The 25,956-nt window shown below is 64.6% G+C and carries 20 protein-coding genes and 1 pseudogene; 6 read left to right on the plus strand and 15 right to left on the minus strand.

Translation table 11 applies throughout. From position 1 onward, the window contains the following. Both ugpC and FJ471_RS16445 read left to right on the plus strand, forming a co-directional pair. Positions 1–1,080, plus strand: a complete 1,080-nt coding sequence (gene ugpC, locus FJ471_RS16440) for a sn-glycerol-3-phosphate ABC transporter ATP-binding protein UgpC (RefSeq protein ID WP_140804779.1) — start codon at positions 1–3, stop codon at positions 1,078–1,080. Positions 1,081–1,115: 35 nt separating this feature from the next. Beyond that, on the plus strand, positions 1,116–3,146 hold the full coding sequence (locus FJ471_RS16445; RefSeq protein WP_140804781.1) for an aldo/keto reductase: 2,031 nt from the start codon (positions 1,116–1,118) through the stop codon (positions 3,144–3,146). A gap of 218 nt (positions 3,147–3,364) precedes the next feature. On the opposite strand, the gene FJ471_RS16455 is transcribed toward FJ471_RS16445, so the two are convergent. Beyond that, positions 3,365–3,793, minus strand: a complete 429-nt coding sequence (locus FJ471_RS16455; RefSeq protein WP_140804783.1) for an Lrp/AsnC family transcriptional regulator — start codon at positions 3,791–3,793, stop codon at positions 3,365–3,367. Between FJ471_RS16455 and FJ471_RS16460 the strand changes: the two genes are divergently transcribed. Next, complete coding sequence (locus FJ471_RS16460) at positions 3,786–5,027, plus strand: saccharopine dehydrogenase family protein (protein ID WP_281408537.1); 1,242 nt, start codon at positions 3,786–3,788, stop codon at positions 5,025–5,027. The two genes, FJ471_RS16455 and FJ471_RS16460, sit on opposite strands and share 8 nt — an antisense overlap. 40 nt (positions 5,028–5,067) lie before the next feature. On the opposite strand, the gene lpdA is transcribed toward FJ471_RS16460, so the two are convergent. From lpdA to FJ471_RS16480, 4 genes are all read right to left on the minus strand, one after another. Beyond that, positions 5,068–6,465, minus strand: coding sequence for a dihydrolipoyl dehydrogenase (gene lpdA, locus FJ471_RS16465; RefSeq protein ID WP_140804787.1), 1,398 nt, complete (start codon positions 6,463–6,465; stop codon positions 5,068–5,070). 198 nt (positions 6,466–6,663) lie between these two features. Then, on the minus strand, positions 6,664–7,959 hold the full coding sequence (locus FJ471_RS16470; RefSeq protein WP_140804789.1) for a dihydrolipoamide acetyltransferase family protein: 1,296 nt from the start codon (positions 7,957–7,959) through the stop codon (positions 6,664–6,666). A 17-nt stretch (positions 7,960–7,976) separates the two neighbouring features. Further along, entirely contained in the window at positions 7,977–8,990 is a 1,014-nt protein-coding gene (locus FJ471_RS16475; protein WP_140804791.1) for an alpha-ketoacid dehydrogenase subunit beta, read from the minus strand. A gap of 2 nt (positions 8,991–8,992) precedes the next feature. Then, entirely contained in the window at positions 8,993–10,225 is a 1,233-nt protein-coding gene (locus FJ471_RS16480) for a 3-methyl-2-oxobutanoate dehydrogenase (2-methylpropanoyl-transferring) subunit alpha (protein ID WP_140804793.1), read from the minus strand. A 465-nt stretch (positions 10,226–10,690) separates the two neighbouring features. Here FJ471_RS16480 and holA point away from each other — a divergent pair, with 465 nt between their 5' ends. Beyond that, a complete protein-coding gene (gene holA, locus FJ471_RS16485; protein WP_140804795.1) occupies positions 10,691–11,734 on the plus strand; it encodes a DNA polymerase III subunit delta in 1,044 nt (347 codons plus the stop codon). 101 nt (positions 11,735–11,835) lie between these two features. Here the strand turns inward: holA and FJ471_RS16490 are convergent, their stop codons facing one another. The 7 genes from FJ471_RS16490 to mnmE all read right to left on the minus strand — a co-directional run bounded on the left by FJ471_RS16490 (position 11,836) and on the right by mnmE (position 19,423). Beyond that, positions 11,836–12,618, minus strand: coding sequence for a DUF2182 domain-containing protein (locus FJ471_RS16490; RefSeq protein WP_140804797.1), 783 nt, complete (start codon positions 12,616–12,618; stop codon positions 11,836–11,838). A gap of 31 nt (positions 12,619–12,649) precedes the next feature. Further along, entirely contained in the window at positions 12,650–13,276 is a 627-nt protein-coding gene (locus FJ471_RS16495; protein WP_140804799.1) for a DUF1326 domain-containing protein, read from the minus strand. A 391-nt stretch (positions 13,277–13,667) separates the two neighbouring features. Beyond that, on the minus strand, positions 13,668–14,555 hold the full coding sequence (locus FJ471_RS16500) for a ParB/RepB/Spo0J family partition protein (RefSeq protein ID WP_140804801.1): 888 nt from the start codon (positions 14,553–14,555) through the stop codon (positions 13,668–13,670). 62 nt (positions 14,556–14,617) lie between these two features. Further along, positions 14,618–15,415, minus strand: coding sequence for a ParA family protein (locus FJ471_RS16505; protein ID WP_112098354.1), 798 nt, complete (start codon positions 15,413–15,415; stop codon positions 14,618–14,620). Between the two features lie 4 nt (positions 15,416–15,419). Further along, positions 15,420–16,067, minus strand: a complete 648-nt coding sequence (gene rsmG / locus FJ471_RS16510) for a 16S rRNA (guanine(527)-N(7))-methyltransferase RsmG (protein ID WP_140804815.1) — start codon at positions 16,065–16,067, stop codon at positions 15,420–15,422. 5 nt (positions 16,068–16,072) lie between these two features. Beyond that, positions 16,073–17,947 carry a tRNA uridine-5-carboxymethylaminomethyl(34) synthesis enzyme MnmG gene (mnmG, locus tag FJ471_RS16515; RefSeq protein WP_140804803.1) on the minus strand — a complete coding sequence of 625 codons (1,875 nt, stop codon included), beginning with the start codon at positions 17,945–17,947 and terminating at the stop codon, positions 16,073–16,075. Between the two features lie 168 nt (positions 17,948–18,115). After that, the gene (mnmE, locus tag FJ471_RS16520) at positions 18,116–19,423 is read right to left on the minus strand and encodes a tRNA uridine-5-carboxymethylaminomethyl(34) synthesis GTPase MnmE (RefSeq protein ID WP_140804805.1); all 1,308 of its coding nucleotides are present in this window, start codon (positions 19,421–19,423) and stop codon (positions 18,116–18,118) included. Between the two features lie 77 nt (positions 19,424–19,500). Here mnmE and FJ471_RS16525 point away from each other — a divergent pair, with 77 nt between their 5' ends. Beyond that, on the plus strand, positions 19,501–21,516 hold the full coding sequence (locus tag FJ471_RS16525; protein WP_140804807.1) for a thioredoxin domain-containing protein: 2,016 nt from the start codon (positions 19,501–19,503) through the stop codon (positions 21,514–21,516). 190 nt (positions 21,517–21,706) lie between these two features. Here the strand turns inward: FJ471_RS16525 and rho are convergent, their stop codons facing one another. The 3 genes from rho to hemE all read right to left on the minus strand — a co-directional run bounded on the left by rho (position 21,707) and on the right by hemE (position 24,790). Next, on the minus strand, positions 21,707–22,972 hold the full coding sequence (gene rho, locus FJ471_RS16530; protein WP_140804809.1) for a transcription termination factor Rho: 1,266 nt from the start codon (positions 22,970–22,972) through the stop codon (positions 21,707–21,709). Between the two features lie 256 nt (positions 22,973–23,228). Continuing rightward, positions 23,229–23,765, minus strand: a complete 537-nt coding sequence (hemJ, locus tag FJ471_RS16535) for a protoporphyrinogen oxidase HemJ (RefSeq protein WP_140804811.1) — start codon at positions 23,763–23,765, stop codon at positions 23,229–23,231. After that, the gene (gene hemE, locus FJ471_RS16540) at positions 23,762–24,790 is read right to left on the minus strand and encodes a uroporphyrinogen decarboxylase (RefSeq protein WP_140804813.1); all 1,029 of its coding nucleotides are present in this window, start codon (positions 24,788–24,790) and stop codon (positions 23,762–23,764) included. The genes hemJ and hemE overlap by 4 nt, the downstream gene beginning before the upstream one ends. Before the next feature lie 403 nt (positions 24,791–25,193). Between hemE and FJ471_RS16545 the strand changes: the two are divergent. Further along, a pseudogene (locus tag FJ471_RS16545) lies at positions 25,194–25,844 on the plus strand (pyruvate, water dikinase regulatory protein); the annotation flags it as partial. Between the last annotated feature and the right edge of the window lie 112 nt (positions 25,845–25,956).

The following is a 25,956-nucleotide window of genomic DNA, read 5'->3' on the forward strand; positions in this document are numbered from 1 at the left end:
ATGGCGGCCGTTACTCTCACCAATGTCGTCAAGCGCTTCGGCGTCTTCGAGGTCGTCCATGGCGCCAACATCGACATCGCCGACGGCGAGTTCGTCGTCTTCGTCGGCCCGTCGGGATGCGGCAAGTCGACCCTGCTCAGGATGATCGCCGGGCTGGAGGACATCAGCGGCGGCGACATCGCCATCGGCGGCAAGGTGATGAACGACGTCGAGCCGGCCGACCGCGGCATCGCCATGGTGTTCCAGTCCTACGCGCTCTACCCGCATATGACCGTCGAGCAGAACCTCTCCTTCGGGCTGCGCATGAACGGCAACCCGAAACCCGACACCGAGCGTCGGGTGAAACGCGCCGCCGAGATCCTGCGCATCGACGAATTGATGCAGCGGCGCCCGAAACAATTGTCGGGCGGCCAGCGCCAGCGCGTCGCCATCGGCCGCGCCATCGTGCGCGAGCCGCAGGTGTTCCTGTTCGACGAGCCGCTTTCGAACCTCGATGCCGAGCTGAGAGTGCAGATGCGCGTCGAGATCTCGCGTCTGCACAAGGAGCTCGGCGTCACCATGATCTATGTGACGCACGACCAGACCGAGGCGATGACGCTGGCCGACCGCATCGTGGTGCTGAAAGGTGGCAATGTCGAGCAGATCGGCCGGCCGCTCGACCTCTACAACGACCCGACCAACCGTTTCGTAGCCGGCTTCATCGGCTCGCCGAAGATGAATTTCATCAAGGCGCGCATTGTCGGGCGCGACGCGCGTGGCGTCGTGGTCGAACTGGCCGGCGAGGAGAAGACCCGCATCGTGCAGCCTCTGGCGGGCGCCGCGCCCGAGCCGGGAAGCAAGGTTGTCGTCGGCGTACGGCCCGAGCATTTCGGCAATGCCGGGGAAGGCGACGCCGACATCGCCGTTGCCATCGACGTCGTCGAGCATCTGGGCGGCACGAGTTTTCTCTACGCCAAGACGGCCAATGGCGAGGACGTGGTGATCCAGCGCGACGCGGCAAAGGTGCCCGACACGTCCGAAATCATCGTGTCCATCCGCAAATCCTACCTGTTCGACGAAAAAGGCCTGCGGCTGCGCTGAACGGCGGCCGCGCCCCAGCTCTCAAGGAGAATGACATGACCGCAACCACGCCCATCCGCTGGGGCATCCTCGGGCCAGGCAGCATCGCCAAATCCTTTGCCGGCGGCGTGGCCGGCTCGCGAAACGGAAAGCTGGTCGCGCTCGGCGCCCGCAATCCCGCCAAGCCTGGCCTCGCCGAGACCTTTCCGGGCGCGCGCATCCTCGACGGCTATGACGCGCTGCTCGCCGACAAGGAGGTGGACGCCATCTACATTTCGATCCCGCATCCCGGCCACGCCGAATGGGCGATCAAGGCGGCCGAAGCCGGCAAGCATGTCCTGTGCGAAAAGCCGCTGGCCCTGACCGCCTTCGAGGCCGACGCCATGATGCACGCCGCGCGCAAGGCAGGCACGTTTCTCGGCGAAGCCTTCATGTACCGGCTGCATCCGCAGACCCGGCAGCTGGTCGAGCTGATCAAGTCCGGCGCCATCGGCGAGGTGCGCATGATCAAGTCGAGCTTCGGCTTCGCCATGCCGGGCTTCTTGGCCGACCATCGGCTCTATGCCAACGACATGGCCGGCGGCGGCATCCTCGATGTCGGCGGCTATCCGGTGTCGATGGCGCGGCTGATCGCGGGCGCCGCCACGGGCCAGCCTTTCCTCGAGCCGGACAAGGTCGTGGGCGCTGCCCATCTCGGCCAGTCCGGCGTCGACGAATGGGCTTCCGCCTTGCTGCACTTCCCCGGCGGCATCGTCGCCGAGGTCTCCTGCAGCATCTCGCTCGACCAGGACAATGTGCTGCGCATCCTCGGCACCAAGGGCCGCATCGAAGTGCCCGATTTCTGGTTCGCCGGTGGCAACCGCGATGTCGGACCGGGCCGGATCGAGGTGATCCGGTCCGGGGCGGCTCGCGAGGTCATCAGCCTCAACGAGACCCGGCACGTCTATTCTTTCGAGGTCGATGCCGCCGGCGAGGCGATCCTCACTGGCCGCCAGGAGTTCGCCTGGCCGGGCATGTCCTGGGCCGACAGCCTCGGCACGTTGCGCGTGCTCGACAAATGGCGCGCCGCCGTCGGCCTCGAATATGAGATCGAAAAGCCGGCTAAGCGCGTCAACACGCTCTCCGGCCGGCCGCTGCAAACCAACGGCACCGCCATCGGCAAGCGCGCCATTCCCGGCCTGCCGCGCCAGGCGTCCCGGCTGGCGCTCGGCTTCGAGGATTTCCGCAGCTTCTCCTCCGGCTCGATCCTGCTCGACGCCTATTTCGAGGCCGGCGGCAATCTGTTCGATACCGGTTTTGTCTATGGCGCCGGCTACACCGAGGCGCTGCTCGGCCAATGGCTGAGGAATCGCGGCGTGCGCGAGCAGTCGGTCATCATCGCCAAGGGCGCGCATTCGCCGCTCTGCTATCCCGATGTCATCGGCAAGCAGCTGGCCCAGTCGCTCGACCGTCTGCAGACCGACCATGTCGACATCTATTTCATGCATCGCGACAATCCGGACGTGCCGGTTGGCGAGTTCGTCGACGCCATGGACGCGGAGGCCAAGGCTGGCCGCATCCGCGGCCTGTTCGGCGGCTCCAACTGGACGATGGAGCGCATGGACGCGGCCATTGCCTATGCCGAGAAGAACGGCAGGCAGAAGCCCGGCGCGCTCTCCAACAATTTCTCGCTGGCCGAGATGCTGGAGCCGATCTGGGCCGGCTGCGTCACCTCGTCCACCGATGCGTGGAAAGCCTGGCTGGCGGCAAGGCAGATGCCGAACTTCGCCTGGTCGAGCCAGGGCCGCGGCTTCTTCACCGACCGCGCCGGCCGCGACCGGACCGACAATGAGGAGCTGGTGCGCGTCTGGTATTCGGAAAAGAATTTCGGCCGGCGCGACCGGGCGATCGAGCTGGCGCGAAAGCTCGGCAAGAGCCCGATCCATGTCGCGCTGGCCTACGTGCTGGCGCAACCCTTCCCGTCGGTCCCGCTGATCGGCCCGCGCACGCTGGACGAGCTTGAGGACAGCCTGAAGGCATTGGATATCAAGCTGACTCCGGAAGATGTGGCGTGGCTGGACGAGGGGCCGGAGAGGAGGAGGGCTTAGGGGCAGAAGTCAGAGGCGTCGCGTTCCTTCGCCCCCTCTCTGCCCTGCCGGGCATCTCCCCCTCGAGGGGGGAGATTGGCAGCTCCGATGCCGGCGCCCGTTCTGCAACATTGGTGATTGGCGAAAGCCGACATCTGATCTCCCCCTCGAGGGGGAGATGTCCGGCAGGACAGAAAGGGGGGCCTCGCGCCGGCGCGTTGAAATGAGCGGCAGTCCCCTCACCGATCCACCCGCGTCGACAAAATGATCGACGACGACGTCCGCTCAACCCCGTCCATCGCCCCGATCCGGTCGAGCAGCGCATCGAGATCCCGGATCGACGGCGCGTCAACGATGACGATCATGTCGAAATTGCCGCTGACCGAGTGCACTGTCCTGACCGGCGGCATCGCCTCCAGGCTGCGCACCACCTTGTCGGCGAGTTTCGGGGTGACGGTGAGCAGCACATGCGCCTTGACCAGCCCCTGCTCATAGTCGGGCGACAGCCTGACCCCATAGCCGGCGATGATGCCGCGCTGCTCCAGCCGCTCGATCCGGCTCTGCACCGTGGTGCGCGACACACCGAGCTGCCGCGCCAGCTCCGCAGTCGAAGCGCGGGCGTCGGCGCGCAGCAGCGTAAGCAGGGCTTGTTCGGCTTCCGTGATCATTTCGACGAAACCTTTCGGCAGATCGCTTAAAGTTCAGCTTCATATTGCCAGATTCCACGCTTCCTTTCGACAGGCAAGCTGCGATGATTCCCGTCAAATTGGCCCAACTCGAAATTGCGGGGAATTGATCATGAAGAACATCGTTGTCGTCGGCGCCGGCAAGATCGGCTCGACCATCGCCGAAATGCTGAACGCCACGGGCGACTACCACGTCACGCTCGTCGACCGCTCGGCCGCCCAGCTTGCCGCCGCCGAACTGCCGGCCGGCGTCGAGACGCAGGAGCTCGACATCGCCGCCACGGGCGAGCTCGAAAAAGTGCTCGCCGGCAAGTTCGCCGTGCTGAGCGCAGCGCCCTTCCACCTCACCACCCGCATCGCCGAAGCGGCCGCCGCCACCGGCGTCCATTATCTCGACCTCACCGAGGACGTCGTCTCGACCCGCCGCGTCAAGGAACTGGCGCGCGACGCCAACAGCGCCTTCATCCCGCAATGCGGCCTGGCGCCAGGCTTCATCTCGATCGTCGCCAACGATCTCGCCAGCCGCTTCGACACGCTGGAAAGCGTGCGCATGCGCGTCGGCGCGCTGCCGCAATATCCATCCAACGCGCTGAACTACAACCTGACCTGGAGCACGGACGGCGTCATCAACGAATATTGCGAACCTTGCGAGGCGATCGTCGAGGGCGAGCTGATCGAGGTGCCGCCGCTGGAGGAGCGCGAGGAATTCTCGCTCGACGGCGTCACCTACGAGGCCTTCAACACCTCCGGCGGCCTCGGCACCTTGGCCGAGACGTTGAAAGGCAAGGTGCGCACGCTGAACTACCGCACCATCCGTTACCCCGGCCACGCCGCGATCATGAAGGCGCTGCTCAACGACCTCGGCCTGCGCCACCGCCGCGACGTGCTGAAGGACATTTTCGAGAGCGCCCTGCCTTCGACGCTGCAGGACGTGGTCATCGTCTTCGTCACCGTCTCGGGCCGCCGCAATGGCCGCCTGCTGCAGGAGACCTACGCCAACAAGATCTATTCGCAGCGCGTCGGCAGCCTGGTGCGCAGCGCCATCCAGATCACCACCGCCTCCGGCATCTGCGCCGTGCTCGACATGCTGGCCGACGGCTCGCTGCCGGCGAAGGGTTTCGTGCGCCAGGAAGACATTGCGCTCGACGCCTTCCTCGCCAACCGCTTCGGCCGCGCCTACGCCCAGCACGAGATGGTGAGCCGGCTGGCGATCTGAGCTGTGTAGTCTCCTCCCTTGAGGGGGAGATTACGCTCCCCTAAATATGCAGCGCGTGGCCGAGCGCCTTCAGCGCCGCTTCCTGGAAACCCTCGCCCTGCGTCGGATGCGCGTGGATGGTGCCGGCGATATCCTCCAGCCGCGCGCCCATCTCCAGCGCGAGACCAAAGGCCGCCGCCAGTTCCGACACGCCTTGCCCGACCGCCTGGATGCCCAGCACCAGATGATTGTCCGCGCGCGCCACGACCCGTACAAAACCGTCCTCGCCCTGCTTGGTCATGGCGCGGCCGTTGGCGGCGAACGGGAACTGGCCGATCTTGATCTCGCCGGCCAGCGCCTTCGCCTCTTCCGGTGACAGGCCAGCGGTGACCAGCTCCGGGTCGGTGAAGCAGATCGCGGGAATGGCGCGCTTGTCCCAGCTTCTTTTGTGGCCGGCGACGATCTCGGCCACCATCTCGCCCTGCGCCATCGCGCGATGCGCCAGCATCGGCTCGCCGGTGACATCGCCGATGGCAAAGATGCCGCGCATCGAGCTGCGGCACTGGTCGTCGATGCGGATGAATTTTCCGACCCTGTCGAGGTCGATCTGCTCCAGCCCCCAGCCCTCGGTGAGCGGCTTGCGGCCGACGGTGACTAGAATCTTGTCGGCGGCGATCTTGGCGCTCTTGCCGTCGGCCGTCTCGACCAGCAGCGCATCGCCCTTGGTCGACAGGCCTTTGGCCTTGGCGCCAGTCATCACCTCGACGCCAAGCTCGCCGAGCCGCTTCAGCACCGGCCGGGTCAGCTCGGCGTCATATTGCGCCAGCACCCGCGGCAGCGCTTCGACGACCGTCACCTTGGCGCCCATCCTGGCGAAGGCCATGCCGAGCTCGAGCCCGATATAACCGCCGCCGACGACCGCGAGCTTCTTCGGCAGCTCGCCGAGCGCCAGCGCTTCCGTCGACGAAATGACCTGGCCGCCGAACGGCAGGAACGGCAATTCGACCGGCGCCGAGCCGGTAGCGATCACCACCGTTTCGGCTCGGATCACCTGCGTGCCGGTCTCGGTCTCGACCTCGACCGTCTTGCCGTCGCGGAACGTTGCCCAGCCCTGCACGGTCTTGACCTTGGCCTTTTTCAGCAGCCCGGCAACGCCACTGTTGAGCCGGCTAACGATACCGTCCTTCCAGGCGACGGTCTTTGCGAGTTCCAGTGTCGGTGCGGCAACCTTGATGCCCAGCGGATCCTTGCCGGAAGCCATATGCGCGATCTTTTCGAATTCTTCCGCCGCGTGGATCAGCGCCTTGGACGGAATGCAGCCGACATTGAGGCAGGTGCCGCCCGGCTTGCCCGCCTCGACGATGACCGTATCGACACCGAGCTGTCCGGCGCGGATGGCGCAGACATAGCCGCCCGGACCGGCCCCGATGACGAGCAGCTTGCAGGAGATTTCTTTCATGGGGTCACACTGTTTTGGTTGGAGGAGCCCCCCTCATCCGGCCGCTTCGCGGCCACCTTCTCCCCTAGGGGAGAAGAGGACAGCGGAGGGGCCAGTCGCCTCCTCTCCCCTCGGGGAGAGGTCGGATTGCCCCGAATTGCCCTTCGCAATTCGGCTGGCAATCCGGGTGAGGGGGTCTTTGCGACCATTTTCATTTTTTCAATCCACGAAGATCAGCGCCGGCGTCTCGAGCAGCGCCTTGATGCGCTGCACGAACACCGCGGCATCCCAGCCGTCGATGACGCGATGGTCGAAGCTGGACGACAGGTTCATCATCTTGCGCGGGATGAACTGGGTGCCGTCCCACACCGGCCGCACCATGATCTTGTTGACGCCGACAATCGCCACTTCCGGGTAGTTGATAACCGGCGTGGTCGCGACGCCGCCCATGGCGCCGAGCGAGGTGATGGTGATGGTCGAGCCGGAAAGCTCCTCGCGGCTCGCCGTGCCGGCCTTCGCAGCATCGGCCAGCCGGTTGACCTCGACAGCGCTGTTCCACAGATCGCGCGCCTCGGCATGTTTGACCACCGGCACCACCAGCCCGTTGGGCGTCTGCGCGGCGATGCCGATATGGATGCCTTCATGCTGGTGGATGATGCCGGCATCGTCGTCGAACAGCGCGTTGAGGTTGGGCTGCTCGCCGATCGCCTTGACCATCGCCCGCATCAGGAAGGGCAGCAGCGTCAGCTTGGGACGATCCGCGCGCTTCTCCTTGTTCAACGTCGCGCGCAATTCCTCCAGCGCGGTGACGTCGATCTCCTCGACATAGGTGATATGCGGGATGCGCGATTTCGCCAGCGACATCTTTTCGGCGATCTTGCGCCTGAGACCCACGACCTTGATGTCCTCGACGCCGTCCTTCTGCGCAAGCCCGGTGGCGCGGGCAATCTGCGGACCGCGCGCCACGAACGCATCGATGTCCTCATGGCCGATGCGCCCGGCCGGCCCGCTGCCCGGGACCTGGCGCAGATCGATGCCGGCTTCCTTCGCCCGCAGCCTGACGGCGGGTGACGCCAATGGTTTCTCACCCTCCGCACGCGGCGCGCCGGAAGCAGAGGCGGGGTGCGCGGCCTTCGGAGCAGCGGCAGCTTTCGGCGGTTCCGCCGGCTTCGGCGCCGGTTTCGGTGCGGCCGGCGCCGGTTTTGTCTCGACCGGCGCAACCGGCGCTTTTGCCTCGGGCGCTGCCTCGGCGGCGGCCTTCACATTGCCTTCGCCGGCTACCTTCAGCCGCACGATCGGCGAGCCGATCGCCACCGTGTCGCCGATCTCGGCGCCGAGCCAGAGAATCTCGCCATCGACCGGCGAGGGGATCTCGACGGTTGCCTTGTCGGTCATGACGGCGGCGAGAACCGTGTCCTCCCGCACGAGGTCGCCGACCTTGACGTGCCATTCGACAAGCTCGGCCTCGGCGACGCCTTCGCCGACATCGGGCAGCTTGATGACGTGTTCGCCCATCTCAGGCCTCCCCCACTCTAAGCTTCCAATGTTTCGACGAGCGCGCGGCCGACCCGCGCCGGACCGGGGAAATAGTCCCATTCCTGCGCATGCGGATAGGGCGTGTCCCAGCCGGCGACCCGCGCCACCGGCGCCTCCAGATGGTAGAAGCAGTTCTCCTGCACCAGCGCGGCCAGTTCGGCACCGAAGCCGGAAGTCAGCGTCGCCTCGTGCACGACCACGCAGCGTCCGGTCTTCTTCACCGAGGCGACGATGGTGTCGAGGTCGAGCGGCAGAAGCGTCCTGAGGTCGATGATCTCGGCGTCGATGCCGGTCTCTTCGGCCGCGGCCTGCGCGACATAGACCATCGTGCCATAGGCAAGCACCGTGACTGCCGAGCCTTGCCGGCGGATCGCCGCCTTGCCGAGCGGGATCGAGTAGTGACCGTCGGCAACCTCGCCGAGCTCATGCTTCGACCACGGCGTCACCGGACGGTCGTGATGGCCGTCGAACGGACCGTTGTAGAGCCGTTTCGGCTCCAGGAAGATCACCGGATCCGGATCCTCGATCGCCGCGATCAGCAGCCCCTTGGCGTCATGCGGGTTGGACGGCACCACCGTCTTCAGGCCCGAGACATGGGTGAACAGCGCTTCCGGGCTCTGGCTGTGCGTCTGCCCGCCGAAGATGCCGCCGCCGGTCGGCATGCGCACCACGATCGGGCAGGTGAAATCGCCATTGGAACGATAGCGCAGCCGCGCCGCCTCCTGCGTCAGCTGGTCGTAGGCCGGGTACATGTAGTCGGCAAACTGGATCTCGACACAGGGCTTCAGCCCATAGGCGGCCATGCCGATGGCGGAGCCGACGATGCCGGATTCGTTGATCGGCGCGTCGAAGCAGCGGCTGCGGCCATATTTGGCCTGCAGGCCTTGCGTGGCGCGGAAGACGCCGCCGAAGAATCCGACATCCTCGCCATAGACGATAACGCGCTCGTCGCGCCCCATCGAGACGTCGAGCGCGTCGCGGATCGCCTCGATCATGGTCTTCCTGGGCATGGTCAGACTCCCGCCTGCTGGCGCTGGCGTCTCAGATGCGGCGGCATTTCTTCATAGAGCCCTTCGAACATGTCGCGGGTCGACGGCTTGCCGCCGGCATGCAGCGTGCCATGCCCCTCGGCCTCCTTCTGCGCGGCGATCACCGTTTCGAGGATCTCTGCCTCCGCCTGGGTGTGGCGATCCTCGGACCAGGCGCCTTTGTGGATCAAATGGTTCTTCAGCCGGATGACCGGGTCGCCGAGCGGCCAGGCGTCGGATTCCGCCTTGGGCCGGTAGGCCGACGGATCGTCGGAGGTCGAATGCGCGCCGGCGCGGTAGGTGACGTATTCGACCAGCGTCGGCCCGAGATTGGCCCGCGCCCGCTCCGCCGCCCATTTGGCCACGGCATGGACGGCGAGATAGTCATTGCCGTCGACGCGCAGCGCGGGGATGCCGAAGCCCAGCCCGCGCGCGGCGAACGTGCCGGAGCCGCCGCGCGCAATGCCCTGGAAGGTCGAGATCGCCCACTGGTTGTTGACCACGTTGAGGATGACCGGCGCCTTGTAGGTCGAGGCGAACACCAGGGCGGAGTGGAAATCGGACTCCGCCGTCGAGCCGTCGCCGATCCAGGCTGCGGCGATGCGCGAATCGTTCGAGATCGCCGAGGCCATCGCCCAGCCGACCGCCTGGATATATTGCGTGGCGAGATTGCCGGAGATCGAGAAGAAGCCGTGCTCCTTCGAGGAATACATGACCGGCAGCTGCCGGCCCTTCAGGGGATCGGCCTCGTTGGAATAAATCTGGTTCATCATCGTGACCATCGGATAGCCGTCGGCGACGAGAAGGCCGGCTTGCCGGTAGGTCGGGAAGTTCATATCGCCCGGCTTGAGCGCCTTGCGGAAGGCCGAGCTCACCGCCTCTTCGCCAAGATGCTGCATGTAGAAGGAGGTCTTGCCCTGGCGCTGCGCCATCTGCATGCGCGCGTCGAAGGTTCTGAGCGTCATCATATGGCGCAGGCCTTCAAGCAGCTCCTCGTCGTTGAGCAGCCCGGCCCATGGCCCGACGGCCTCGCCGGCGCGGTTCAGCACCCGGATGATGGAGAAAGCCATGTCGCGGATGGTGCGCGGATCGACATCGATCTCGGGACGCGGCACCGAGCCCGCCTTGGGAATGGTCACATTCGAGAAGTCGGGCGTGCCCCCGGGCCGCACCTCGGGCTCGGGCACATGAAAGCGCAACATTCCAGCATCGGCCATGAGCTCACATCCTCCAATGTTGCCGGTGCGATCTTTGCACATCCGCGCCGCCAGACCAGTGCCATTTCGCCGGGTCTGGGCACGGCTTTCCTCCCCGGCCGCCGGCCTGGGGAAGCCGATGCGGCACGCAGGCGCCAAGATGCAGATATGGCGACGAAATTTCTTGTCGATGTTTTTGCGCTGTGCGCAATTTGGCGGAAGTTTGCGGGGCGATTGCCGCCAGAAAATGCAATTGGGGCTGCGGTCAGGCGCGGCCTCCCCTTCTCACCCTTGTGGGAGAAGGTGTCGCCGAAGGCGACGGACGAGGGGGGCTCCAGATGCCACCAACGTCTCACTCCGCTGGAACACCCTCATCCGTCTCGGCGCTGTCGCGCCGATCCACCTTCTTCCACAAGGGGAGAAGGTGGAGACGCTGGCGCCGCTTCTCCGTTCACTCCGTCTCCACCCCGTGCTAACTCACCCCGCATGGCACAAAAAAAGGGATACGAGGTCGATTCGTGGCTGGCGAGGCCCGATCCCTCCATGGCGATCGTCCTGCTTTACGGCCCCGATCGCGGCCTCGTCGCCGAGCGGGCAAAAGCCTTCGCCGCCAAGACGGGCCTGCCGCTCGACGACCCCTTCTCGGTGGTGAAGCTCGACGGCGCGGAAGTCGACCGCGACGAAGGCCGCCTGCTCGACGAAGCCCGCACCGTGCCGATGTTTTCCGACCGGCGGCTGCTCTGGGTGCGCAACGCCAGCGGCCAGAAGGCACTGGCCGACGACATCAAGGCGCTCACCGCCGAGCCTGCACGCGACGCCATCGTCCTGATCGAGGCTGGCGATCTGAAGAAGGGCACCGGCCTCAGGGCCATCGTCGAGGCCGCCGGCAACGCCATCGCCTTGCCCTGCTACGCCGACGAGGCCCGCGACCTGGATACGGTGATCGACGACGAATTGCGCAAGGCCGGCATGTCGATGACCTTGGACGCCAGGCAGGCGTTGCGCCGCAATCTCGGCGGCGACCGGCTCGCCTCGCGCGGCGAGATCGAGAAGCTGGTGCTTTATGCGCACGGCCGGAAGGAGATCGACGTCGACGACGTCAACGCGCTGTCGGGCGATGTCTCCGGCGTCTCCTTCGACGCCGCGGTCGACGCCATGCTGGACGGCAAGGTCGGCGACTTCGACATCGCCTTCAACCGTCACTGCCAGTCCGGCGGCCACCCTTTCCTTGTGCTGTCCTCGGCGATGCGGCAATTGCAGGCGATCCAGGTGATGCGCGGCCAGATGGAATCAGGCGGCCGCAATGCCGCCTCGGTCGTCGCCGGCGCCCGCCCGCCGGTCTTCTTCTCGCGCCGCAGGCTGGTGGAAAAGACGCTCGAGCGCTGGAATGTCGAAGCGCTCGGCCGGGCGCTCGGCCGCCTGCAGACGGCCGTGCTGCAGACGCGCAAGCGGCCGGACCTGTCGGAAGCGCTGGCCAGACAGGCGCTGCTCGGCATCGCGATCGAAAGCGCGAGATTGGGGCAGCGGTAAACATCCTTCATCATTCTAGGGCGGAGCAAGGAGCGAAGCGACGCGCGCAGACCCTGGAATGACAAAGGGTAGGAGCGCGATCCGAGAGCCGCCTTCGCCGCTCAGTTCATCGTCATCGCGTCGGTCGCCTGGAAGGTCGGCAGCGCCTGTGGGAAGACCAGAACCGCCGCGCCGTAAAGGAGGAGAGCCGCTCCCGACACCTTGGCTATCCGATCTCCCGAAGGGAGGGTCTTTTCCGCAAAGATCAGCAAGGTGACCACCGCCATTGCGGCGACATTCATGATCCCGAGAGGAAAGAGGGCGAGAAACAGCAGCCAGCAGCAGCCAAGACAAAAGGCTCCATGCTCTACCCCCATGCGTGCCGCACCCCAGCGGCCGTCGCGCCATGAGGTCAGGATGAAACCCATCGGCGTGCGGCATTTGGCCAGGCAAAGATCCTTCAACGGCGAGAGCTGATAGGCGCCCGCGACGCCTAGCAGCACGCCGCCGATGCGCGCGGCGGTCGCGGTGGACATTTCCGTTCGCTCGCCAAGCATCTCCACACCTGCCGCGCCGGCAAAGGCGAGAACGCCGATCGCGCTCCAGACCAGCATATAGCCGGCCACGAACACCCAGGTGGAGACGAAGGTCCCGCCGCGGCCCCGCTTGGCCGCTTGAACCTGGTGAAACGTCAGGATCATCGGGGCGGCGGTCGGAAACATCATGGCGATCATCATGACGATCCAGACGGCAAGAAACAGCGGCGCCGTCATGCCCATGGTGGGCGAGTGGATTTCCATATCCGCGCCCATGCCGATCTGCTGCCGGATGAGCACGGCCCACGACGCCGCGGCGCTCGCAATCAGCAGCGCGAGAATGATGTTTCGCTGCACTGTCAGCGTCATGGGCGAGCCCGTCCGGCCATGCGGGCAGGGTCTACTGCTGGCCCGACCAATTGATCGGGGCGTAATGCGCGTTTCGGCGGGAATTGTCCCAACTCATGCCATGGTCGCTGAAGGTGTTGCCTTCCGCGCCCATCGCCAGGCCGAGCCAGTCCGGATTGACGGGATGGCCGGTGGCCGCCCACATCTCACCGTCTTCGCGCATTGTCGGCAGCGGTTCGATCGCCAGCTGCATCACCCCGGCAACCTCCACCGACCGTTTCTTGTCGTGGACCTGGTATCTGATCGGCGCCTTCCTGGCCCCGAGATTGGTGCTGATCATCGGCGCGAAGGCAGCCATCGGCCCACCCGCGGCGCCGGTGAAGATGGCGCCCAGCGCCTCCGTTTGCCGGTCGTCCGCACGGTCGTCGATATAGGCCGCCGCCGTCCAATTGCCCTCCGCCATCGGACCGGGCGTATGCGCGATCATCGCCACATTGAGCCCATCCAATCGAATGTCGGCGTAATTGCCCTTATCGATGTGAAAGACCAAGGCGACGTCGCAAACCCCTTTCGTCGGCCTCGATGTCAGCTGCGCTTTGGTGGACATCAGGCAAGGACATACGACATCGCAGCTACAATTCTCGAAGTAGCTGCCAGACAATTGCCAACTGACTGCCATTTGCACCTCCCGTTCGTCAGGCGCGTCGGCATGTCGCTTCGCGAGCCGTTCACGAGCATTGCAGGAACGGCAGGTGGCCCGCGCAGCGACTGTTCGGCACGCCAGGGCGTTTATTTAAGCTACACCTAATTTTAGGTTACGCCCTTGCCCGGCACTGTCAAGCCGCAGGCATCACGCGTGAAGCGGCGACGTATCCTTCGTCACCGAACGTGGTCTTCCCGCTCCCTGTGCGTTGCGCGCATCTCTCCCGAGAGAGGCCGTCTCAGAACAACCACCAACAAAACGGGCCGGCACAGCGCCAGCCCTTCTTGCCTATCACCGATATATCAGGCGTATCCAGCCTTGAGCCAAATTCTCAACCACAGTCGAATACCGTTTACGCCGCAACCGCCTACCGCTCGTCCTTCAGCCGCCGGCACAGCTCATCGAGCTGATCCAGCGAGCGATAGCTGACCTTCAGCGCGCCGCCCTTGCCCTTGTGCTCGATGCTGACGATCATGCCGAGCGTGTCGGTCATCAGCTTCTCCAGCGCCAGCGTGTCGGGATCCTTGTCCGAAGTGCCTGCCTTGGTCTTGGCTGGCGTCGGACCGGCGGGCATCTGCGCCAGCGCTTCCGCCTGGCGCACCGAAAGCCCTTCCTTGACGATCCGTTTGGCGAGCCCGGCCGGGTCTTCCGCCGTCACCAGCGTGCGGGCATGACCGGCCGACAGATCCCCGTCGACCAGCATCGAGTGGATGACGGGAGGCAGCTTCAAGAGCCGCAGCGTGTTGGCGACATGGCTGCGGCTCTTGCCGATGACCTGGCCGAGATCAGCCTGCGTGTAGCCATGCTCGTCGATGAGCTGCTGGTAGCCTTGCGCCTCCTCGACCGGATTGAGATCGGCGCGCTGCACGTTCTCGATGATCGCCAGTTCCAGCGCGGTGCGGTCGTTGACGTCGCGCACGATCAGCGGGATCTCGGTCAGGCCGGCGCGCTGCGCCGCCCGCCAGCGCCGCTCGCCGGCGATGATCTCGTAGCGGCCAGGCTGCGACGGCGAGGGGCGCGCTACGACCGGCTGCACCACGCCATGCTCGCGGATCGATTGGGCAAGATCGGTGAGCTCGGCGTCGCCGAAATGCCGGCGCGGATTCTTCGGGTTTGGGCTGACGAACTCGATCGGCACCTTGCCGTCGGCCGCGACCATCGCGTTCGGCTTTTCCGGCGCCGCCGGACGGTCGATTTCGCCGATCAGCGCCGCGAGGCCACGGCCCAGTCTTTTTCTTGATTGGTCTTCGCTCATTGGTTTGTCCAGATCGTTTCGGAATCGAATCGGCTAATTAACCAAGCCGCCGCATTGATTGCTCAGGCGGCGCGCAGCTTGCGCTCGCGGCGGATCACCTCGGAGGCGAGCTGCAGATAGGCCTGGCTGCCCGAGCACTTCAGGTCATAAAGGATCGCCGGCTTGCCGTAGGACGGCGCCTCGGACACGCGCACATTGCGCGGAATGATCGTCTCGTAGACCTTGTCGCCCATATGGGTGCGCACATCCTGCACCACCTGGTTGGCGAGGTTGTTGCGCCCATCATACATGGTGAGCACGATGCCCTGGATGGTGAGATCCGGATTGATCGTATTGCGCACCTGCTCGACGGTCTCGAGCAACTGGCTGAGACCTTCCAGCGCGAAGAACTCGCATTGCAGCGGCACGAGAACGGAATCGGCCGCCGCCATTGAATTCAAAGTCAAAAGATTGAGCGAGGGTGGGCAATCGATCAGCACGTAGCCGAACGGCGCCGAACGCTCGGCGGCGGCGCGCAGCGCGTTGCGCAGCTTGAGCACCCGGTCCGGCGCCGAGGCGATCTCCATCTCGATGCCGAGCAGGTCGAGCGTGGAGGGGATGATCGACAGTCCGGGCACCGCCGTCGGCACAGCGGCGGCTTCCAGTTCGAGCTCACCGGTCAGCACGTCATAAGACGACGTGGTGCGGTCCTTGCGGTCGATACCTAGCCCGGTGCTGGCATTGCCCTGGGGGTCGAGGTCGACGATCAGCACGCGCTCGCCGATCGCGGCCAGCGCCGTGGCCAGGTTGATGGCCGTCGTCGTCTTGCCGACGCCGCCTTTCTGGTTGGCGACAGTGATGATACGCGGTGCTGTGCTCATGGGCCTATGCCAGTAATTCATTTGCGGGTCGCCGGCGCAATTCGGTGATTTCGAGGATGACGCCTTCGGCGTCGGTCATGCTCGAATGTTCTACCAGATCGAAGCTCCAGCGGTGAGTGCTTTCTTCCACCTCGGCGCGGTAATCCCGGCCTTTGTGGAACAGCGCGCGCCCCCCCTTGGTCAGCCAGGGCGCCGATAGATCGAGCAGATCCGGCAGCGCCGCCAGCGCCCTAGCCGTAACGATTTCCGGTGCGGAAACAAGCCCATAGCTGTCGTCGATGCGCCTGGCCACGACACGCGCCGGCAGATCGAACTGGCCGATGACGGTTTGCAGGAACGAAGCCTTCTTGCGGTTGCTTTCGACCAGGGCGATCGACGCCCCGGGGCGCTCCGTGAGCAGAAAACCCAGCACCAGCCCGGGAAATCCGCCGCCCGATCCGAGGTCGACCCAGCGCGTTGCGGCGGGCGCGATTCGGGCGAGCTGGGCGCTGTCCAGGACATGGCGGCGCCAGACGTCATCCAGCGTCGACGGGGCCGCCAGATTGATGCTGCGGTTCCATTTCAGGAACAACTGTTCGAAGGCCTGCAGCCGCTCGAATGTTTCACGTGAAACCGGACCCGCCGCCTTTTGCAGATCGTCCCAAGCGCTCACACCGCTCACGCCACGTCCCTTCGCGCGGCGAGCTCAACATTGCGGACATGCGCCACGATGATCGCCAGCGCCGCCGGCGTCATGCCTTCCATGCGCTGCGCATCCGCGACAGAGCGCGGCTGGCGCATCTTCATCTTTTGCTTCAACTCGTTCGAGAGCCCGGGGACATCGGAAAAGTCGATCGTCTCCGGGATAAGCCGTGATTCCTCGCGCCTGATCTGCGCGACGTCGGCTTGCTGGCGATCGAGGTAAACCGAATATTTCGCTTCCGTTTCGAGCCGCTCCGCAGTCTTGGCGTCGAGCGCCGCGAAGCGCGGCTCAATCCTCGTCAGCCAGGCCATGTCGACGCCCGGACGCGCCAAAAGCTCGTAGGCCGAACGGCGCACGCCATCCTTGTTGATCTCCAGCCCGTGCCGCGCCGCCTCCTTCGGCGTCAGCGTCACCGACTTTGCCAGCGCACGGGCTTGATCGAGCTTCAGTGCGATCGCGCCGAACCTCTGCATCCGCGGCGAGGCCACGATCCCCAGCTTGTCGGCCAGCGGCGTCAGCCGCTCGTCGGCATTGTCGGCGCGCAGCGACAGTCTGAATTCTGCCCGCGAGGTGAACATGCGATAGGGCTCCGCGATGCCGCGGCTGGTCAGGTCGTCGACCATCACGCCGATATAGGCTTCGGTGCGGCTGAGCACGACCGGATCGCCGGCGGAAGCCTTGCGCGCCGCATTGATGCCGGCGAGCAGCCCTTGCGCGCCGGCCTCCTCATAGCCCGTCGTGCCATTGATCTGTCCGGCCAGGAACAGGCGGTCGACGCGCTTCGTCTCCAGCGTCGTCTTCAGCTCGCGCGGATCCACATGGTCGTATTCGATGGCGTAACCCGGCTGCAGCATCGTCGCCTTTTCCAGCCCGGGGATGGTCTTCAGGATCTCCAGCTGCACGTCTTCAGGCAACGAGGTCGAAATGCCGTTCGGGTAGACGGTGTCGTCGTCGAGGCCTTCCGGCTCGAGGAAAATCTGATGACCTTCGCGGTCCCCGAACTTGACGATCTTATCCTCGATCGACGGGCAGTAGCGCGGTCCGACGCCTTCGATCGAACCGGAATACATCGCCGAGCGGCCGAGATTGGCGCGGATCAGATCATGCGTCGCCGGCATGGTCCGGGTGATGCCGCAATGGATCTGCGGATTGACGATGGCGTCCGTCATCAGCGAGAACGGCACCGGATCCTCGTCCGCCGCTTGGGCGTCCAGTGAGGCCCAGTCGATGGTGCGGCCGTCGAGGCGAGGGGGCGTCCCGGTCTTCAAGCGCCCCAGCTTGAAACCCGCACGCGCCATGGTCGCCGACAGGCCTATGCTTGCCTGCTCGTTCATGCGGCCGGCGACGATCTTCCTCTCGCCGATATGGATCAGCCCGCGCAGGAAGGTGCCGGTGGTGAGCACCACGGCACCGCAGGCCAAGCGTCGATCGCCGGAAACCGCCACGGCCACCACGCGGCCGTCTTCGATCGCAAGATCGAGAACTTCGCCCTCGATCACGTCGAGATTGTTCTGGAGCCGAATCGCTTCCTGCATCGCCAGGCGATAAAGCTTGCGGTCGGCTTGGGTGCGGGGGCCTCGCACGGCCGGACCCTTTCGGCGGTTGAGCAGCCGGAACTGGATGCCGGCCGCGTCCGCAATGCGGCCCATCAGTCCGTCCATGGCGTCGATCTCGCGCACGAGATGGCCCTTGCCGAGACCGCCGATCGCAGGATTGCAGGACATGACGCCGATCGTGTCGAAGCGCAGCGTCACCAGCGCGGTCCTCGCGCCGGCGCGCGCGGCAGCGCTCGCCGCCTCGCAGCCGGCATGGCCGCCGCCCACCACCACCACATCATAGTGATTGGTCATTTTCCAAGAATCCGCTTTCAGAGATTGCCCGACACATGTCCCCACCGCCGCGTGCTGTCAAGCACGAAGACCCGGACTCGTTTCACGTGAAACATGGATCATGGCCTTCCATCAGTGTTTCACGTGGGTCATCGCCGGGCAGAGGTCGCCCCTTGTGTTTCACGTGAATCACTTACCGATGCAGAACTGCGAAAAGATGACGTCGAGCAGGTCCTCGACGTCGACCGCGCCGATGATCCGCCCGAGACGATCCGCCGCCAGTCGCAACTCCTCGGCCCTCAACTCCTGGCTATGTCCGGACAGCGCCGCCCGCAGGAAGCCCATCGTCTCTTTGAGCAGCTCGACGTGCCGCAGCCTCGACGGGAGGACTTCGCTCGCATCGCCGGCTGCCCTGGCGGCACGAGTCCCGATCTCGTCGAGAAGAGAACCGAGCCCGGTGCCCTCCCGGGCAGAGATCACCAGGTCATATGCGTCCGGGCCGACAGTTCCAATATCCGACTTCGTCCCGACCCGTAGCAGCGGCGCCTCGCTTGCAACCTCACCGACGGGAACAGGGTCTGCCATATCCTCCAGCAACAGGATCAAATCCGTGTCGCCGGCCTTGGCCCTGGCGCGCTCTATGCCGATCGACTCGACTTTGCCCGCGGCGTCGCGCAGGCCGGCCGTATCGACGATGCGAACCTTCAGCCCGTTAAGGTCCATGACGACTTCGAGCAGATCGCGCGTTGTGCCCGGTTCGTCGGTGACGATAGCCGCTTCCCGCCTGGCCAACGCATTGAACAGGCTGGACTTGCCGGCATTCGGCGCGCCGAGGATGACGACCTCGAAACCGTCGCGGATGATCTCCGCCGCCTTGAACCCGTCAATATGCCGCCCGATCTCGCCGATCATTGCCGCCACGTCGGACCAGACCGTATCCGAAACGGAGCTTGGCACATCCTCTTCATCGGCGAAGTCGATTTCCGCTTCGATCATGGCCCGCGCATGGATCAGCCGGCGGCGCCAGCTCGAATAAAGCGCGCTCTGCGCGCCTTCCGCGTTGCGCAAGGCGAAGCGGCGCTGCGCTTCCGTCTCGGCATTGACGAGGTCGGCGAGCGCCTCGGTCTCGACCAGGTCGAACTTGCCGTTGAGAAAGGCGCGCCGGGTGAATTCGCCAGGTTCGGCATGCCTCACGCCTTCAAACTGCGTGATAGTCTCCAGCATCTTGGCCGCGACGGCGCGGCTGCCATGAACCTGGAACTCGGCGACATCCTCGCCGGTAAAGCTGCCGGGACCCGCAAAGAACAGCACAAGGCCTTGGTCGATGATCGAACCGTCCGCCGCCCTGAGCTTCCGGAACGTGGTAAACCGATCCTTAACGGCGCCCGCAATCGTTTCGACCACGAATCGAGTCCTCGGGCCGGACATGCGGATGACGGCGACGCCTGCCGGCAAACGGCCGCTCGAGAGAGCGACGATCGAATCCTTCTTGTTCATTGGGGAAACCATTTGCCGGACCTGCCGAACCGCCCTAGCCTTTGCCCTATCAAACCCAAGATATCGAGCCGCCCATCGTGACCTTGCCCGCGCGAAACCTGCTTGCCGAAGAGGCCAGCCCCTATTTGCAGCAACACAGCGACAATCCTGTCCATTGGCGCGGCTGGTCGCCCGCTGCCCTTGCCGAAGCGAAGGAGCTTGGGCGGCCGATCCTGCTCTCCATCGGCTACGCCGCCTGCCACTGGTGCCATGTCATGGCGCATGAGAGCTTCGAGAACGACGCCGTGGCGGCCGTCATGAACCGGCTCTACGTGAATATCAAGGTCGATCGCGAGGAGCGGCCCGACATCGACCAGATCTATATGGCCGCGCTCCACGCCATGGGCGAGCAGGGAGGCTGGCCGCTGACAATGTTCCTGACGCCGGACGGCAAGCCTTTCTGGGGCGGCACCTATTTTCCGCGCGAGGCGCGCTATGGAAGGCCGGGCTTCATCCAGGTGCTGGAAGCGGTCGACAAGGCCTGGTGCGAAAAGCGCCAGAGTCTCGCCGAAAGCGCGGATGGGCTGACCACCCATGTCGAGCAGCGGCTGGCCGGCACGCGAGGCAAGGCTATCCTCGACCGCGATACGCTCGCCGATCTCGCCGGCCGCATCGACGGCATGGTCGACCGCGATCTCGGCGGCTTGAAGGGCGCGCCGAAATTCCCCAACGCACCCTTCATGCACGCGCTTTGGCTGTCCTGGCTGCGTGATGGCCAGGCCGCGCATCGCGACGCGGTGCTCACCAGCCTGGAAAAGATGCTCGCCGGCGGCATCTACGATCATGTCGGCGGCGGCCTCAGCCGCTATTCGACCGACGCCGAATGGCTGGTGCCGCATTTCGAGAAGATGCTTTACGACAACGCCCAGCTCATCCGCCTGTGCAACTGGGCCTATGCCGCCACAGGTAACGGCTTGTTCCGGGTACGAATCGAAGAAACCGTCGGCTGGCTGCTGCGCGAGATGCAGGTCGAAGGCGGCGCCTTCGCCGCCAGCCTCGATGCCGACAGCGATGGCGAGGAGGGGCTTTTCTACACCTGGAACCGTGATGAGGTCGAAGCCACGCTCGGCGACAACGCGACGGTCTTCTTCCGGTACTTTGATTTGGCTGCCCCGCATGGCTGGGAAGGCAAGCCGATCATTCGCCAAAGCGAGGCACAGCAAAGTCAGGGCATCGCCGACGACACTGTGCTTAGGCCCCTGAAGGCGACGCTGCTCGCCGCCCGCGAACAGCGCGTCAGGCCCGGCCGCGACGGCAAGGCGCTCACCGACTGGAACGGGCTGATGATCGCCGCACTTGCCGAGGGCGGCCGCTCGCTTGGCCGGCGCGACTGGGTCGACGCCGCGGCCAAGGCCTTCGCCCATATCGTCGGGGCCAGCCAGGACGGCCGCCTGCCGCATTCCATGCTCGGCGCGAAGAAGCTCTTCCCGGCTCTGTCGAGCGATTACGCCGCCATGACCAATGCGGCGGTCGCGCTGTTCGAGGCGACCGGCGATCCGGCCTATTCGAACCGCGCCAGGCAGTTCATCGGCGAGCTCGACCGCTGGCACCAGGACGCCGACAGGACCGGCTACTGGCTGACGGCGTCTGACAGCGGCGACGTCCCGATCCGCATCCGCGGCGATGTCGACGAGGCAATTCCGTCGGCCACCAGCCAGATCGTCGAGGCGCTGGTGCGGCTCTCCTCGCTCACCGGCGATCTCGATCTCTGGCAAAAAGCCTGGGCCACCGCCGAGCATGCCATGGGCCGCGCTTCACAGCAGGCCTATGGTCAAGCCGGCATCGTCAACGCATGCGCGCTGGCGCTCGAGCCATTGAAGCTCGCCATCATAGATAGGCCTGAGTCTTCAAGCCTCGTTCCGGTTGCGAATCGGAATCCCGACCCACGCCGGGTCGATATCGTCGTGTCGATTGGTTCGGAAGCGAATCGACCGCTCTTGCCGGGCGGCGTGCTGCCACCGACGGACAAGCCAGGCGCCTGGTTCTGCAGCGGACAGCTGTGCCTGCCGGTGGTGACGGATGCGGGCGAGTTGGAGAAGCTGTTGCGGCAATAGCGCCCTTCTCCCCTTGTGGGTGAAGCTGGATCGGCGCGCAGCGCTGAGACGGATGAGGGGTGTTCCAGCGGAGTGAGACGCTGGCGTTCTCTGGAGCCCCCGTCGCCTTTGGCGACACCTTCTCCCACAGGGGTGAGAAGGGGGAGCGCTTCGCGACCCGCGCCCTCCCACTACGGGGAGGGCGGCCCAATCACGTATTCATCGAATCGAAGAAGTCGGCGTTGGTCTTGGTCTGCTTGAGCTTGTCGATGAGGAACTCGATCGCGTCGGTGGTGCCCATCGGCGCCAGGATGCGGCGCAGCACGAAGATCTTCTGCAGGTCCGCGCGCGGCACAAGCAGGTCTTCCTTGCGGGTGCCCGACTTGAGGATGTCCATCGCCGGGTAGATGCGCTTGTCGGCCACCTTGCGGTCGAGCTGGATTTCGCAGTTGCCGGTGCCCTTGAACTCTTCGAAGATGACTTCGTCCATGCGGCTGCCCGTATCGATCAGCGCAGTCGCTATGATGGTCAGCGAGCCGCCTTCCTCGATGTTGCGGGCGGCGCCGAAGAAACGCTTCGGGCGCTGCAGCGCGTTGGCGTCGACACCGCCGGTCAGCACCTTGCCGGATGACGGCACGACGGTGTTGTAGGCACGGCCGAGCCGGGTGATCGAATCAAGCAGGATGACCACGTCGCGGCCGTGCTCGACCAGGCGCTTGGCCTTCTCGATCACCATTTCGGCGACCTGAACGTGGCGCACCGCCGGCTCGTCGAAGGTCGAGGAGATCACCTCGCCCTTCACCGAGCGCTGCATGTCGGTCACTTCCTCCGGACGCTCGTCGATCAGAAGCACGATCAGGTAGCATTCCGGATGGTTGGCGGTGATCGAATGGGCGATGTTCTGCATCAGCACCGTCTTGCCGGTGCGCGGCTGCGCGTTGATCAGCGCGCGCTGTCCCTTGCCGATCGGCGCGACCAGGTCGATCACGCGCGGCGAGATGTCCTTCGAGGTCGGATTGTCCACCTCCATCTTCAGTCGCTTGGTCGGATAGAGCGGCGTCAGATTGTCGAAGTGGATCTTGTGACGGATCTTTTCGGGATCGTCGAAATTGATGGTGTTGACCTTGAGCAGCGCGAAATAGCGCTCGCCCTCTTTCGGGCTGCGGATCGGCCCTTCGACCGTATCGCCGGTCTTGAGCGAAAAGCGCCTGATCTGCGACGGCGAGATATAGATGTCGTCGGGACCCGGCAGATAGTTGGCGTTGGCCGAGCGCAGGAAGCCGAAACCGTCCTGCAGCACCTCGACAACGCCGTCGCCGATGATTTCGATGTCCTGGGCGGCGAGCTTCTTCAGGATTGCGAACATCAGCTCCTGCTTGCGCATGACGCTGGCGTTCTCCACCTCGAGCGTTTCGGCATAAGCGATCAGCTCTGGCGGTTTCTTGTTCTTGAACTCTGCGAGTTTCATTTCTTGCATTAGATAGACTCTGGGTAGGCTTTGGGGAGAAAAATCGGCTGAATACGACAAATGCCGGGCGCGGCCGAAAGCGAATGAAAGGGGCGGCGCATGACGGGAAGGAAGACCCGTCTTTTATCGTCGGTCGCCTGAAAGAGCAAGCCGCCTTTTGCGGATCCTGGCTGGGGTCAGGGAAGCCTAAAGCATGATCCTGAACCGGAGGTCAGCGTAAGCAAAAAAGTGCGAACCGGTTTTCGGAAAAGATCATGCGTCTCATCTAGAACGGCTTCACGATGACCAGGATGACGATGACGATCATCAGCAATGTGGGGATCTCGTTGACGATCCGCCAGTGCTTCGCCGGTTTTTCGTTCTTGTCCTCGGCAAATTTCCTGACCGCCGCGGCGAGATAGCCATGCAGCCCCGACAAGATGAGCACCAGCGCGATCTTGGCGTGCAGCCAGCCGCCTTCGAAGTGGAAGATCTTCCAGGCCATCCACAGGCCGAACACCCAGGTCACGATCATCGCCGGGTTGATGATGCCCCGCAGCAGCCGGCGCTCCATCACCTTGAAGGTCTCGGACTGCACCGAGCCTTTCTCTGCATCGACATGATAGACGAACAGCCGCGGCAGATAGAGCATGCCGGCCATCCAGGCGATGACCGCGATCACATGGATCGCCTTGGCCCACGGATAAAAACCTTCGCCGGCAACGAAATAGAGCAGCGCGGTCGCCACGACGAGCACCGCAATACCGATCGCCATGCGTTTCATCGCCTGACTGGTGCTGTTTTCGTTGCTCACATTGCTCATCGATGGCTCCTCACCATTTTGACCATCGCCTCGACATGCGCCACCGGCGTTTCCGGCGTGATGCCGTGGCCGAGATTGAAGATCAGCGGCCCACCGCCCAAAGTCCTCAGGATTGCATCGACGCCGTCGGCCAGCGCCTTGCCGCCGGCCACAAGGCGCAGCGGATCGAGATTGCCTTGCACCGCTCCGCCGCGCTGCAGCTCCTTCGCCATCGACAGCGGCACGGTCCAGTCGAGGCCGAGACCGGTGATGCCGGTCTTTCCTCTGTAGTCGCGATAGCGCTCGCCGGCGCCCTTCGGAAAACCGATCACCGGCACGTCGGGATGAGCCGCCTTCACCTGCCGGACGATCTCGGCCACCGGCTCGACGCAGAAGGCCTCGAAGGACGGTTCGTCCAGCACGCCCGACCAGGAATCGAAAATCTGCACCGCATCGGCTCCGGCCTCGATCTGGCGGATCAGATAGGCGGCCGAATGGCCGGCCAGCACCTTCAGAAGCCGCTCGAAGGCCTCGGGCTCGCGATAGGCGAAAAGCCGGGCAGGGCCCTGGTCGGGCGTGCCGTGCCCGGCGATCATATAGGTCGCCACCGTCCAGGGCGCGCCGCAGAAGCCGAGCAGCGTCGTCTTGTCGGGCAGTTTCGCGCGCAGCCGGCGCACGGTCTCGTAGACCGGTTCGAGATTCACGTGAAACATATCGCCGTTCAGCGCCGAGACCTCGGCTGCCGTGATCGGCTTCAGGACCGGTCCACGTCCCTCTTCGAAGCGGACATCCCGCCCGAGCGCATTGGGTACCACGAGAATGTCGGAGAACAGGATCGAGGCATCGAAGCCGAAACGCTCGATCGGCTGCAGCGTCACCTCGACGGCAAGGTCCGGATCGTAGCAGAGATCGAGGAAGGATCCCGCCCGCTTTCTGGTCTCGCGATATTCGGGAAGATAGCGGCCCGCCTGACGCATCATCCAGAGCGGCGGCGGTGAAACCGTCTCGCCCTTGAGGACGTCCAGCACGATCCGTTTCCCAGCCATCCGGCGCCGTCCTCTCTCCAGTCTCTCTAAATCAAATATCTATTTTAAAAGAGTCTTCTGATTCTAAGAGTCTGTTGGTTGTGATGATTGCGACCTGTCCAGCCTGCGGCCTGAAAAGGCCAGTCAGCATATTGTCGCGTACTTGCTTTCGCAATTTGGAGGGATCTGGGGACGAAGCGGATTCAGGCTTTGGAGTCAAAAGCTTGGGCTTTCCGTTCCGAACGCCGCGCTGTGGACGAAACCGGCCAAGAAAAGTTGATCCCCGGTTTTGTCCCCAGCGCCGCGACAAAGCCTACAGCGGGTCGAATTGTGGACAAGCGGCCATCTGATACAGTCGCTTCCTTACCCGAGGCCGGCCCATCCGGCCTTGTCCACAATTGCCCACAGCCTGGACCCATCCCCTGTGAACAAACCTCAGAGCTTCTTCCACCTGCATCTGATCTCCGACGCCACCGGCGAAACGCTGCTGGCGGCTGGCCGCGCTGCGTCGGCGCAATACAAGGATGCGCGCGCCATCGAGCATATCTATCCGCTGATCCGCACGGAAAAGCAGATCGCAAAAGTCTTCGAGGATATCGAGGAGGAGCCCGGCATCATTCTTTATACGGTGGTCGACCAGAAGCTGGCGCACTCGATCGACGAGCGCTGCGCGGCGATGGGCCTGCCTTGCGTCTCGGTGCTGGAGCCGGTGCTGGCGGTCTTCCAATCCTATCTCGGCACACCGGCCGGCCGCCGCGTCGGCGCCCAGCACGTGCTCGATGCCGAATATTTCCGCCGCATCGATGCGCTGAACTTCACCATGGAACATGATGACGGCCAGCTGCCGGCCAACATGGACGATGCCGATGTCGTGCTGATCGGCATCTCGCGCACCTCGAAGACGCCGACCTCGATCTATCTCGCCAATCGCGGCATCAAGACCGCCAACATCCCGATCGTGCTCGGCGTGCCGCTGCCCGAAAGCCTGATCGCCGCCAGGACGCCGCTTGTCGTCGGGCTGATCGCCACGGCCGAGCGCATCTCGCATGTGAGGCAAAACCGCATCCTCGGCAACAGCGCCGCCTTCGTGCCGACCGACTATGTCGACCGCGCCGCGATGAAAATCGCGTGAAGCGACGACTTTTCCCGGAAGATCGATTATGATGCGATCGTTCTTGAAGTGGCAG

Source organism: Mesorhizobium sp. B2-7-1 (assembly GCF_006440735.1).
Taxonomy (GTDB): domain Bacteria; phylum Pseudomonadota; class Alphaproteobacteria; order Rhizobiales; family Rhizobiaceae; genus Mesorhizobium.